11 protein-coding genes are annotated in these 13,468 nt (G+C 39.6%); all 11 read left to right on the top strand.

The genetic code is table 11. The features are described from left to right. Positions 1–8 precede the first annotated feature (8 nt). The 11 genes from tssB (at position 9) to GBI66_RS00870 (ending at position 13,202) form a co-directional block, all read left to right on the top strand. A complete protein-coding gene (gene tssB, locus GBI66_RS00920) occupies positions 9–512 on the top strand; it encodes a type VI secretion system contractile sheath small subunit (RefSeq protein ID WP_004805522.1) in 504 nt (167 codons plus the stop codon). After that, positions 505–1,986, top strand: coding sequence for a type VI secretion system contractile sheath large subunit (tssC, locus tag GBI66_RS00915; protein ID WP_005190398.1), 1,482 nt, complete (start codon positions 505–507; stop codon positions 1,984–1,986). Before tssB ends, tssC begins: the two co-directional genes overlap by 8 nt. A gap of 51 nt (positions 1,987–2,037) precedes the next feature. Then, the gene (locus GBI66_RS00910) at positions 2,038–2,541 is read left to right on the top strand and encodes a type VI secretion system tube protein Hcp (protein WP_005151564.1); all 504 of its coding nucleotides are present in this window, start codon (positions 2,038–2,040) and stop codon (positions 2,539–2,541) included. 78 nt (positions 2,542–2,619) lie between these two features. After that, positions 2,620–3,096: a type VI secretion system baseplate subunit TssE gene (gene tssE / locus GBI66_RS00905; RefSeq protein WP_004654759.1), complete on the top strand. Its 477-nt coding sequence runs from the start codon at positions 2,620–2,622 to the stop codon at positions 3,094–3,096. A gap of 12 nt (positions 3,097–3,108) precedes the next feature. Continuing rightward, positions 3,109–4,917, top strand: a complete 1,809-nt coding sequence (gene tssF / locus GBI66_RS00900; RefSeq protein WP_151714823.1) for a type VI secretion system baseplate subunit TssF — start codon at positions 3,109–3,111, stop codon at positions 4,915–4,917. Continuing rightward, positions 4,881–5,876 carry a type VI secretion system baseplate subunit TssG gene (gene tssG, locus GBI66_RS00895; protein WP_151714822.1) on the top strand — a complete coding sequence of 332 codons (996 nt, stop codon included), beginning with the start codon at positions 4,881–4,883 and terminating at the stop codon, positions 5,874–5,876. The genes tssF and tssG overlap by 37 nt, the downstream gene beginning before the upstream one ends. Then, the gene (locus tag GBI66_RS00890; protein ID WP_151714821.1) at positions 5,876–7,300 is read left to right on the top strand and encodes a hypothetical protein; all 1,425 of its coding nucleotides are present in this window, start codon (positions 5,876–5,878) and stop codon (positions 7,298–7,300) included. Before tssG ends, GBI66_RS00890 begins: the two co-directional genes overlap by 1 nt. A 28-nt stretch (positions 7,301–7,328) precedes the next feature. Continuing rightward, positions 7,329–11,138 (top strand): type VI secretion system membrane subunit TssM, encoded by a 3,810-nt coding sequence (tssM, locus tag GBI66_RS00885; protein WP_151714820.1) that lies wholly within the window; start codon positions 7,329–7,331, stop codon positions 11,136–11,138. A 37-nt stretch (positions 11,139–11,175) separates the two neighbouring features. Beyond that, entirely contained in the window at positions 11,176–12,135 is a 960-nt protein-coding gene (tagF, locus tag GBI66_RS00880; RefSeq protein ID WP_151714819.1) for a type VI secretion system-associated protein TagF, read from the top strand. Continuing rightward, on the top strand, positions 12,132–12,905 hold the full coding sequence (locus tag GBI66_RS00875) for an OmpA family protein (RefSeq protein WP_151714818.1): 774 nt from the start codon (positions 12,132–12,134) through the stop codon (positions 12,903–12,905). Before tagF ends, GBI66_RS00875 begins: the two co-directional genes overlap by 4 nt. A gap of 33 nt (positions 12,906–12,938) precedes the next feature. After that, a complete protein-coding gene (locus tag GBI66_RS00870) occupies positions 12,939–13,202 on the top strand; it encodes a PAAR domain-containing protein (RefSeq protein WP_005190378.1) in 264 nt (87 codons plus the stop codon). The last annotated feature ends 266 nt before the right edge of the window (positions 13,203–13,468 follow it).

Raw genomic sequence — 13,468 nt, 5'->3', positions numbered from 1 at the left:
GAAAAGTTATGGCAAAGAGAGAAAGCGTACAGAAAAAACTGCAACGCATACGTCCCCCTCGTGTACAACTGACTTACGATGTTGAAGTTGGTGATGGTAAAGAGTCAAAAGAACTCCCTTTTGTTGTTGGTGTAATGGGTGATTTCTCAGCTGCATCTGAGTTGGAAAAAACCAAATTAAAAGACAAAAAATTTATCAATGTCGATTTAGATAACATTGATGAAGTGATGGAATCTCTGGCTCCACGCGCAGCTTTCCAAGTTGAAAATACTTTGACGGAAGAGGGTGGACGTATGTCTGTTGATTTAACTTTTAACTCAATGGAAGACTTCCGCCCTGAGCAAGTGGTGCAACAAGTTGACCCATTACGTAAGCTGGTTGCAGCGCGTGAACGTCTGACTGATTTGCGTAATAAGATTTCAAACAGCGAACGTTTAGAAGATTTGCTAGATGAAGTATTAAAAAATACTGATCAAGTTCGCCAATTGAGTGCGGAGGCTGAAAATGAGTAATTTACAAGCAGCCGCTGCAGCGAGTGTTGAAGCTGAATCAGCAAATTTGTTGGACTCAATTGTTGAGCAAAGCCGTATTGCCCGTAATGACGATGAGCATGTTCGTGCAAAAAGCTTAATTGGTGAGTTGGCAAAAGAAGTCATGGCAGGAACGATTACTGTTTCTGAAAATATGACCTTGTCGATTGATAAGCGTATTGCGGAAATTGATGCATTAATTTCAAATCAATTGAGTGAAATTATGCACCATGAGCAATTCCAAAAAATCGAATCGACATGGCGTGGTCTTTATTATTTCTGCCAAGAAACACCGTCTAACTCAATGATTAAAATTCGTATGTTGAATACGACGAAAAAAGAGTTAGTGAAAGACTTTCAGGGTGCAACAGATTTTGACCAAAGCACCTTGTTTAAAAAGATTTATGAAGAAGAATATGGCTCATTTGGTGGTGCACCTTATGCAGCGTTGATTGGTGATTTCGAGTTCGATCGTACACCGTCAGATATGTATTTATTGGAACAAATTTCTCATGTTGCTGCAGCAGCACATGCGCCATTTGTTTCAGCAGCGAGCCCAAGTATTTTAGGTCTTGAATCGTTCACCGATATTGATCGTCCACGTGATGTTTCAAAAATCTTTGAAACAGCTGAATACGTGCAATGGCGTTCTTTCCGTGACAGCGAAGACTCTCGCTATGTTGCTTTGACCATGCCGCATGTTTTAGGTCGCTTGCCGTACCATCCAAAAGAGGGTACTGCGACTGAAGGCTTTAATTTCGTTGAAGATGTTTCTGGCGAAAACCACGATGATTATTTGTGGATGAATGCTGCTTATGCATTTGGAACACGTTTAACCAACGCGTTTGATATGCATGGTTGGTGTGCTGCGATTCGTGGTGTTGAAGGTGGTGGTTTAGTTGAAGGCTTGCCAGTCCATACCTTTAAAACCTCGGATGGTGAAGTTGTATTTAAGTGTCCGACTGAAATTGCAATTACAGACCGTCGTGAAAAAGAGCTCAGTGACCTTGGTTTTATCCCACTCGTTCATTGTAAAAATACTGATTATGCAGCTTTCTTTGGCGCGCAATCGGCACAAAAACCGAAGAAATATGACAGTGACACGGCGAATGCAAACTCTGCACTTTCAAGCCAAATCCAATACATCATGGCGGTATCGCGCATTGCACATTATTTGAAAGCAATGATGCGTGACAAAGTGGGTAGTTTTGCATCTGCAGGCAATGTTGAAGCATTTTTAAATGAATGGCTCTCTCAATATGTCTTGCTAGATGATGGTGCGTCTCAAGAAGCAAAAGCACAATATCCGCTTCGTGAGGCATCTGTAAAAGTTGTAGAAGATCCGGCTCAACCGGGTCACTACAAGTCTGTGGTTTTCTTAAGACCGCATTTCCAGCTGGACGAGTTATCTGTTTCTTTACGACTCGTGACTGAACTACCTCAGTCCTCAAATTAATAATGAGATCAGCTAGATAATAACTTTAAATAAAATAGAGGTAAATTTTAAATGAAAGATATATATGTTGAGTTTCGTGGTAAGTACAAGGTAGACGGAGAATCTCGCGATTCTGAACACAAAGGTTGGCTTGAAGTTAACTCTTGGGCTCATAACATTCGTCAACCAAAATCTGCGACTTCAAGTAGCGTTGGCGGTCATACTGCTGAACGTGTTGAACATTCAGACATGATTTTCGTTAAAGATTTGGATGCAACTAGTCCAAAACTTTGGGAAGCTTGTTCTGCTGGTTATACATTTGACGAAGTACAAATCGATTATTACCGTGCAAATGGTGACAAGCGTATCAAGTACTTACAAATCAAATTGAAACACGTTCTTGTATCTAGCGTTACACCAACTGTAAATGAAGAAGGTGTTCCGACAGAAACATTTGGTTTGAAATACGCTGCTGTTGAGTGGACTTATAACCAACAAGACATTAACGGTACTGCGAAAGGTGCTGTTACTAAGAAATGGTCACTTTCTAATAACACAGCTTCATACGCTGCGTAATCGGTATTGTGATTTTCTAATAGAGGTTAATAGTTGCCTATTAGCCTCTATTTTTTCCAATATTTTGTTCTTATAAAAATGAATTTAGATCATTTATATCCTTATGGATTCAGATCAACATTATTTGATCGTTTAGTACCTGAGCAAGAAGATTATTTAAGAGGGATGTCAATTCAGCAATTACGAGAGTCAGTTGCTCGTGATTTGGAAGACTTACTGAATAGTCGAATTGCACAGTTTGACCGAGATATGGATGAATTTCCATTGGCAAAAAAATCGATTTTGCAGTTTGGGATTATTGATTTTGTCGGCTTATCTACAGCCAATCCGCTCGATCGTGACAAGATTTGCCAATCGATTGAACAGTCTATTGCAGCACATGAACCAAGATTAAGACAGATCAAAGTTGAGATGCTCTTGGATGGTCATAATATGGGATCACTTTGTTTAAGTATTCAGGCCTACTTAAATATTCACCCACTCTATGAACCCGTTTTTTTTGACGCTTTACTCAAACCAACAACACAACAATATGTTATTTCTGCCAGAACTTAGTGTGAGCGAACTGTGATAGAGAAACTTTTACCGTATTATGAAAAACAACTACAAGAATTCGGTCAACAATCCAGAGAGTTTGCGCAGAAATATCCGAAGATTGCGCAACGCTTATCTTTAAATCAAGAACAAATTGATGACCCACATATTGAACGGTTAATTCAAGCCTTTTCACTGATCGCTGCACGTATCGATAAAAAATTAGCAGATAGTTATGATCTGTTTACTCATTCTCTCTTTGAGGTGATGTTTCCTCAATACTTACGTCATTTCCCAGCGTGTACTGTGGTGAGTTTTGAAGATATTAATAAGCTCAAACAACTTAGCGCTGCGCATATCATCCCGCAAAAAACCACATTGAAATCGCGTAGCTTTAAGGGCGTGCAATGTGAGTTTAATACCAGTAATGAAGTTCGCTTATTGCCGATTACATTAAGCAATCTAGAGTTTCAGACTTCGCCAAGTACACATATGCATTTGAATCAGAATGCAACCTTGAGTCTAAAATTTGAAATCTTTAATGATGCTCAATCATGGATTTTGGATGAAAAATTATCGATCTATTTAGATGCAATTTCAAATTTCCCATTGCAAGTTTTGGACAGTATTTTCCGTAAAGAAACGGGATTTTCGATTCGCGTCGGACAACGTGTGCTTGAAATTGCCAATCCATTTGCCGTGATGGGATTTAGCGAGCAGGAAAGCCTATTACCGATCGATCAACATACTCATCATGCTTATCGCTTGTTAATGGAATACTTTTGTTTTCCAGAGAAGTTCAATTATTTGAACTTTGACCTAAGTGTTTTAAAAGGTTTATTACAACAACAGAATGACTTTGAAGTCTTGATTCATCTCAAACTTAATTTGAATGATCAGGCAATTGTGCGTAATTACTCAGAACTGAATATTGCCAATTTTAAACTGTTTACTACACCTGCCATTAACTTATTTGAAAAGCAGGCTGAACCACAAAAGATTTCACATACAGAACTGCAATATCCATTAATTACTGATGCGCATCATCCTGAGCTGTATCAAGTTTATTCAATTACTGAAATGAACATGGTGCGGGAAAAAACCAATCAAGAACAAACGCATCTTCCTGTTTTGCCTTTTTTTGCGATGAGTCATTATCACAATGATAAGGTTCAATTTTTCTATTCTTTAAATTATTTGCCTACACAAACCAAAAACATGCAGATGGGCTATTCAATTGTTTCTAAACATTTGAAGCCCTATGAAATTAAGTCCGATTTTATCAGTACAAAATTACTCTGCTCAAATGGTGATTTGCCACATGAAGCATTAAGTCAGAGCAATAACATTCTCAATTTGAATGATAGTAGTTTGGCAAGACGTGCTTTGATTTTAAAGCGTCCAACATCGCCTTATCATTTTGATAAGAACAGTAATGAACAATGGCGCATTATTTCTCACCTTTCGCTCAATACCTTGGCACTGATGAAAGGGGATGCGCTGAGTCATGTAAAAGAACTGTTGGCCTTATATAACTTGCCACATTCCAAAGAAAATATTTTATTGATTGATGCTTTGAAGCAGTTGAATTTCTCAACTACCAATAAGTTGATGAATGCGAAGCCTTTTCCCATGTTTATTCGTGGTGTTAAAGCGGAATTGACGGTCAATAAGGGTGTATTTAGAGGGCACAGTTTATATATTTTTAGTCAGTTATTAAGTCATATTTTTAATCTGAAAGTTCAAATTAATAGTTTTGTTGATGTGGTCGTAAAAGACAATCTTAACCAGCAGGAGATATACCAATGCGTGCAGAACGTTGGTGGCAAGACTCTTCTGTAGTCGATCAGGTTTTTAAAAAATCAGGCTCGTTTGAGTTTGTTCAATCGACACGTTTGTTGCGACATCAACCAAAAGTAACGCAACAACAGGATTGGTCTGACGATTTTAAATTTGGCACGTCATTTAGTTTAAGTTTCCCCGCGACCGAGATTGAAGAACTGAGCTATCAAGATCAGCGGATTCATTTGACCAATTTGGTTGTGGGTTTAACAGGCACACAAGGTGCACTTCCTTATACCTATACCAATAAATTAAAACAAAGCACACGTCAGCAACGACTTGAGATTAAAGAGTTTCTAGGCCTATTTAATCATAAGCTTACTGCTAAATATGTCGATGCCAGTTTGACTTATAACCTAGCTGTTCGTTATGAAATTGAACAAGATAATCATTACCTAGATATTTTGCATGCTTTAAATGGTTATGTTCGTGCTCAGCATGAACAACATGATTTAGATGAATATTTTGCAGAATTTTCTGGTTTGATGCAGGGACAAAATAATACAGCGCATGCATTAAAAACAGTGTTGTCTTGTGTGTTCAATGAACAGGTACAGATTCAGGAATTTGTAAAAGAAAAATTTAAACTGGGCGATGAACAAAAGACCAGTTTGGGTGGAAATAATCCGAGCTTACTTGGTGTGAATACCTTTTGTGGTGATACCGTTCAGCAAATTGATGGAAAAATCGAAATTCAAATCGGGCCGTTGTGTCGCGAGCAGTATTTAGCTTTTTTACCTGATCAGCCTTTGAATAAAAAGTTAAAGCATTTAATCCAAACATGGTGCAGTCCAACGCTATTTATTGATGTACGTTTGATTTTAAACAAGAGTGAAGTTGCTCCAATTTGCTTGGACTCAGGACATGAAATCGGTTTGGGACAGGGCGCATTTTTAATGCCATCGGCACAGCTACAACATAACAGCGAGACTCGTTATGCACTTTTAGGAGCGGCATAATGATAAAGAAAATTTTAGCGACCTTAATCAGCTGTTTTATTTTGGTTGGATTGATTGTTATCTATTATTGGCGAGATATTCAATATCAGCCTGAATCTGCTGATCTGATTAACTATTTCCTGATTCTACCTGTTGCGATTACTTTGGTTTTGCTTTCGCCTTGGTTGATCTATAAGGCGTATCAACATCATAAAGAGAAAAAGCAACAAGCCATACTGGCTGCGCAAAGTCAGGAAGGCGGATCAACTGAAACTGAACAGATTGCTCAAGAGAGTAAATGGTTAAAATTAAATTTATATGCAGCGAGTGCCTATAGTGCTTTAGGTGAAAATGATTCAATTATTGAGGGCATTAAACAGTTTAGTAGTCCACAGTTAGATCAACATTTGGTGAACTTTCATGGCGTTCCTATCCTTTCTTATCGAATTGAAGCCTTAGATCCGCAAGTTGAAAGTGAGGATGAGGAGGCGCTGCAGTTTCTACCTATACGACAGCAGCGCATCATGGCATTGATTCATCATCAACTTGAACAGCATACGGAACTTTTAGTTTCGATTTCTGACCACTTAAAGCAGTCTAGTTTGTTTTATGAAAGTCAAAATCTGCATGAATATCGGATGCACCCAGCTTGGATTGATCCAAGTCTTTCGGGAGCAGAGGATGGTGACGCGATTCAGGTTGAACAGGTTTATCGTTTAGACAAGCTGAATCTACATATCCTATTGTCTGAGGATGTGGTGCATACCTGGAATGATGCGAGTAGTAATGAAGCACTCCAAAGCATTTTTTATGATTTAGGCATCATCCCGCAAAAATTTCATATTGAATATCATTATCTCAGTGCAGCATCGACAGAGCAGCATTTGGTTGAATTATTTGAACGGATTCAGAATCAACCACATGAAATTTCACTCATCTTTGCCAGTGATTCAGAAATTGATCAAGACATTATTGATGAAAAGTCTTGGGGAGCCAGCGCATATATTCCTGCTGAATTTATTAGCAGTAGTTGTTTGGCGCATCCAGATGTTCAACTGGAGCAGTTGCAGCCAGAAAAGACCTTTAATCTGGTATTAAATCAAAATAATTTAAATCAGATATTCCAAGAATTAAAGATTACGGACTTACCACAATATCAAGCGGAAGACCCTTTTGTTCTGGTCGTTGAAGATGGCGCAGACATTAAAGTTGTGAAAAAGTTAGAGCGGTTCTTTACCCAAAGCCCAGTCGAACCACACCATTATTTATATTGTAAACCGATTTTTGGACACACCCAAAACGTGGCAAAACTTTTTGGATTGATGTTGGGGGCACATCTTTCTGAGCAGCAAGTTGCCTTTGTTTATGGACAAAATTTACAAGCATTTATTCAAGCTTTTCCTGAGGTCGAACCAGATCAGGACAGCGTAGCAATTGCTAATTGATTAACTTTATTAAGAATTCGAGAACTCAATGTATATCATTTTAGGTTATCTTTGGCAGTACATCACGAATCCTAAAGCAATTATTGCTTTGTCTTTATTCGTGGCACTGATTTCTTCATATTCGTCCATTCCACGTCATATCTTTTGGGCATTGGCAGCAACCTATGCATTGGGCTTAATTGTCTACGGCATTTATTGGTTGATTCAAAGAAAACGCCATGCGGAACAAGGCGAAGAACTTGCCAATGCGATTGAGCAAGACAGTCAAGCTGAATATGGTCAACACAAAGATAAAGCCGAATTACAGTTAATCCAGCAACAGATGAAAGAATCGATTCAACTGATTCGTAAATCTAAATTGGGAGATAAAAAAGGCAATGCAGCCTTATACGAATTACCATGGTATATGGTGATTGGTAATCCCGCAGCTGGGAAGAGCTCTGCAATTTATAATTCTGGTTTGAAGTTTCCATTTGAAGAAACCCATCAAAAAATGGTTTCAGCGGGCTTAAGTGGTACACGTAACTGTGATTGGTTCTTTTCTACAGAAGGGATTTTACTAGATACTGCAGGCCGTTATTCGGTTTATTCAGAAGATCATTCTGAATGGTTGGGCTTTTTAAATATTCTAAAGAAAAATCGCTCGAAAGCCCCTGTCAATGGCTTGGTGCTGATCGTCAGTATTGCCGAATTGATCAGCCAGAGCCCTGAGAACTCCATAAAATTAGCTAAAAATCTGCGCGCTCGAATTCAAGACTTAACTGAAAAGCTTGAGGTCGTGGTTCCTGTTTATTTGGTCTTTTCTAAAATGGACTTGATTGCAGGTTTTACTGAGTTTTTTGATTGCTATGAGTCGCAAGAATATAATCAGGCGTGGGGTGCAACCTTACCTTATGAGCAGAACTCGTCTCAGAATGCAGTGGAATTATTCGAAAAACATTACAGCATTCTTTATGATGGTTTAAAGAGCGTCAGTACTACGCATTTAAGTCGTCGCCACTCGCAAAATATTTCTCCGAGTGTCATGACTTTCCCATTGGAATTTAAAACACTCAAACCAGCCTTAAAAAGTTTTGTTGGTACTTTATTCGAAGATAATCCATATCAGTTCCAACCTATTTTCCGTGGTTTCTATTTTACCAGTGCTTTGCAAGAGGGTGTAATTGAAAGCCCGATGACAGAAAACATTGCCCAAGAATTTCAACTCCAGCAAATCCAAGGCAATGGACAAGAAGGCACTGCACAATCGATTGCACCCAATCATGGTTATTTCCTCCAAGGTCTATTCTCCAATGTGATTTTGCGAGATAAGGATCTTGTGAAACAACATATCAATCCTGCGAAAAAGCGTCAGCGTTATATCGCTTTTATTGCCGCTTTGGTGGGCGTTTCTTTGGTACTCGGTGTATGGGTTTGGTCATATCGTAACAACCAGCAATTGATTGCGGATGTTCAAGCTGACTTAGATAAAGTCGTACATTTAGAGAAATCTTCAGGTCAACAATTATCAACTCAACTTGAGGCGTTGTTGATTTTACAAGAACGTTTACAGCAGCTGGATGAGTTTGATGAAAATCGTCCATTAAAATTCAGTTTTGGCCTCTACCAAGGCAATCAATTACGTGAAAGCTTAAAAGCAGAATACCTCAAAGGCATTAAACAGATTGTCTTGATGCCAACACAACAAAATATTGCGCAATATCTACAACGCGTCAAAAATAATGAAGCGACTTTAAAAGCCAATCATGTGAATGTAGAGATCAAGCAAGTTGCCAAGACTCAGCAATATTTAGAACCGTCAGACGCGAATCCGCAAGATGCTTATAACGCACTGAAAGCCTACTTGATGATGAGTAATCATGAATATATGGATACCAGTCATTTAAGTGATCAAGTTTCACGTTTCTGGCGTTCTTGGTTAGATGCCAATCGTGGACAAATGCCACGGGGTGAAATGATTCAGGATGCAGAGAAGATTCTTTCTTATGCCATGACTCTGGCGAATCAAGAAGGCTTCCCTGTATTAGAAACTGATGCACAAGTGGTTGATCAAACCCGCCAAGTTTTACTGTCTGTAATTCGCGGTATGCCTGCGCGTGATCGTGTGTATAACGAAATTAAGATGCGTGCAGCAGTACGCTTCCCTGCGGTAACGGTTGGACAAATTGTGGGTGAACAAAACCGCAGTATTGTTCTTGGTAGTTATGCTTTACCAGGTGTGTTTACACAAAAAGCTTGGGATGAGTATGTAGAGAAAGCGATTGAAGAGGCAGCGAATAAACCAACGGACAGTAAAGATTGGGTACTGAATAGTCGTCAATCTGATGATCTTACGTTCTCAGGTAGCCCTGAACAAATCCGTAAGCAGTTGGTGGCGCTGTATAAGCAAGAATATGTAGCAGAATGGAAAAAGTTCCTGAATGGTATTTATTATGCCAAAGCGGATCAGTTTGCTCAGCAAGTGAAAAGTATCGATGTTTTGGGCGAGCCGCAAAACTCACCAATCCGTACTTTATTACAGCGCATTGCGATCGAAACCAACTGGGACAATCCAATTGTACAGGCTGAACTTGCAGTACCTGAAAAAGGCTTTGTGGCGTGGTTTAAACGTAAAGTCTTGAATAATTCAGATGACAAAGCAGCAGCTCAGGCGATGAATAAAGCACAAGGTGCGATTTCACAAGAATATCAAATGTTCTATCAGTTGGTGCGTAAGCGTGATGATTTACAGGATAAGTCATTATTCGATGAGTACATGAACAACCTCGCGCAAGTGCGTAGTAAGTTTAATGATCTCAAAACAGCAGGTGAGATTGGCCCAAGTGCGATGGCCTTGGTGAAACAAACAATTAATGATCAAACATCTGTGTTTAACCTTACACAGAAATATGTTGATGAAAAAATGATGGTGGGTCTCAAGGATACCGATCAACAAGTATTACAAAAACTGTTGATGACACCATTAACTCAGTCTTTTGCAAGCTTGATTGTGCCAACCCAAGATGAGTTGAATAAGTTGTGGGGAATCCAAGCGTATCAACCATTTAAAACCAATTTAAGTCAAAAATATCCATTTAATTCGAGTGTGACTTTACAGGCAACCAGTAGTGAAATTGGTCAAATCTTTGGTGAGACCGGTAGCATTGCACGTTTTGTAAAAGAAGCTTTAGATCCATTTGTGATCCGTCGTGGTTATGTCTTGACTTCGAAGACGTGGAAAGACTTAGGTATTAGTTTAAATCCACAATTTGTGATGGCATTCCAGCAATATGTAGCACCAATCAACGGCATGGCGACAGGCAGTCTAGATCAGCCTGCGGCTGCACCTGTATCCAATCAATCGAACTTCCAGTTCTACCCATTACCGAATCCACAATACTTGTCATATACCATTGATATTGATGGTCAACGTATGGTGTTTGAAAACGGCATTCAGCAATGGGTGAACTTCGTATGGCCGAACCAAGGTGCAATTCCGGGCGCGCGTATTACCGCAGTGGATTTGGAAGGTAAAACCCATACGATTTTTGAAGAGCCAGGTGAGTATGGTATCAACCGTTTAATCGATGCAGCACAACGCAAAGAACAAAATGGTAGCTTTGAAATGACATGGACCAGCAAAACTGAACCATCTTTAGCATTGAAAGTGAATTTCAGATTAATCAGTGGTAATAGCTCTGGCAATATTGGTTCAAGCCGTGGTTATTCAGGTTTACAGTTGGTGGATAAAGTGGTGACTGAGAAGGCGGTACGTGTAGTCTCTGCTCAAGCAATGCCTGCGGGTGCGGCAGCTACTGCACCACAGCCAACAGCACCTGCTCAAGGAGCAACACCGTAATGTTAGGGATAATCACGGAACAGCAGGAGGGGCTTGGATGCAGCAAGTAAAAACGACACCTTTGTATTATGGAAAGACACCCGCACGTGGTGACTTTCTAAAATCCAAAGGGCAGTATGCATTGATTCAGGTACTTGATCAGTGGATTACAGAAGCACTTGAGCATGCCATGCGTGCACCAGATTTTAAGCAGCGTTATGAATCTTTACCTGCATTGGATTTCTTTATTGCCAATCCTGCTGAGCCGATGTTTTTGGCAGCAAACTTGATTGCCAGCCAAGACAGCTCTGGTCGAGCATTTCCAATGGTGCTCAGTCAATTACTTGAAGTGGAGGAGCCATATCAAAATCTGTTATTAGCGCCGTATTACTACAAGTCGGTTTTGGTTGATTTATTCCAACGTAATCGGGTACTTCGTAGTATTCGAGATACCAGTATCATGTTGGAGAAGTTGAATAACCTGCCGAATGTGGTGCAACTATTCACTGCAACAGAATGTAATGGTTTCTATGAAAACCATACCATGCACTCATTTGCACAATTGATGAAAATCAATGTCTATGAACTTGCACAAAGTATGATTGGTCTAGGGCTATTACTACAGCCGATCTTAAAAAATGGCACCAGCCGTTTAAATAAAGTGTTGATCCTTCCTATTAATAATCATATGTATTGTTATGAAATCGCAGCTTTTTGGGTCGGTATGATCGGGCGATTCTTAGGTATTAACAATACTGAAATTCTGATTGGTATTTTACATCGAGATGAGCCAATTCTATTTATCGGTTTTCAAGGTGCCGACATCATGGCACTCAGCGATATCTTTACCCAAAACATGCAGAGTGAACATTGGGTATCATTGATCCAAGCACAATGGATTGATGCTTATCTTGAACAGAATGCAGGTCTTGCAACATTAGAACAATCACTTTGTCAGCGTCAGTTAAGCCTTAATCAAGGTTTAAAGCTGTTCAGACAAACTTTTTTAGATGAATGAATATGAGAAATAATCCGAAATCTATCTGGGCAAGTTTACTGTTTGGCTTAATTGTTTTAGGTCAAAGCCATCTTGCTAGTGCCGCACCAATCGTGGTGGAAGGTGTTGTTCCAAATGATGCGAGTAAGCAGGCAATCTTGGCCAAGATGCAGTCTGTCTATGGTGTAGACCAAGTGGTCGATAAAATTCAGGTTCGCCCAGTTTCAGCTCCGAATGGCTGGAGTGACTCTGTGACTCGTGTCATTACCCCAGATCTGAAAAAGATTTCACAAGGTCAGTTAAAGGTGAGAGGAACTCAGGTTGATTTAACTGGGAAAATGACTGATCCCAGCCAAATTCAACCGACTACAAGCAGTTTTCAATCTTTAGTGCAACAGCCTTATCGCTTTAACGCTCAGCTTTCGGTAAATCAGGCTGAGCAAAAAATTATTGATGATGCACTAAAAAATCGAATCATTGAGTTTGAATCAGGTAGTGCCATTTTGACCGCGGCAGGGCAACAGATTTTGGATGAAATGGCGGTGGCTTTAAATAAGGTTGGTGGCAAGAAAGTCAAAATTATTGGGCATACCGATAGCTCAGGTGATGCCAATAAGAATACGGTGTTAAGTCAGCAACGTGCTGCAGCAGTACAAAATTACTTAGTCAGTAAAAGTATTGCGGCTGATCGCCTAAGTACCGAAGGTAAAGGTTCAAGTCAACCTGTTGCAGATAATACAACGGCAGATGGCCGTAAGAAAAATCGTCGAATTGAGTTTGAAGTGCTTTAACTATTTAGGCACTTTTAGCGGAGGGATAGGATTATGGCAACACCTTATATTGTGATTGGTTGTCCTACAACAGGCGGTGGGCAGGTGATTACTGGAAACAGTAGCTTTCTCATTGAAGGGATTCCGATTGCCTGTGTGGGAGATAAGGCAACGTGCCCTAAGCATAAAACGGTTGCTACCATTATTGCTGGCGATCCAAATATGCAGGTGATGGGTAAAGCTGCGGCAAGAGTGAATGATGCATTGTCGTGTGGTTGTAAGCTGTTGCCAAAGCAGAATTTAGCTGTAAGAGGCTAATCGATTTTAAAGCTCTCTGATGAATCATAGGGCTTTATTTTTTGTGATATCTCCGCTGACGAATAGGGCTCAGTTGATGATCGAATAATCATAATGGGATAAAGCAATGATTGAATATCTCTTAATTAGTAGATAAATAGATGCTTCTCATTTCACTCTTCGAAAAGACTGAAACAGATTTCGATTCTTCAAAATAGCTGACAGATGGAAGCGCTTTAGTTCCGCACATATTTCCCAAATTTACACAGATCTTTTGGTCCTTTTTT

The sequence above is a fragment of the Acinetobacter sp. TUM15071 genome (assembly GCF_008980925.1).
GTDB classification, from domain to species: Bacteria; Pseudomonadota; Gammaproteobacteria; order Pseudomonadales; family Moraxellaceae; genus Acinetobacter; species Acinetobacter dispersus.
The sequence above is the reverse complement of the archived record's forward strand: the minus strand, read 5'-3'. Positions and strand labels throughout refer to the sequence as shown.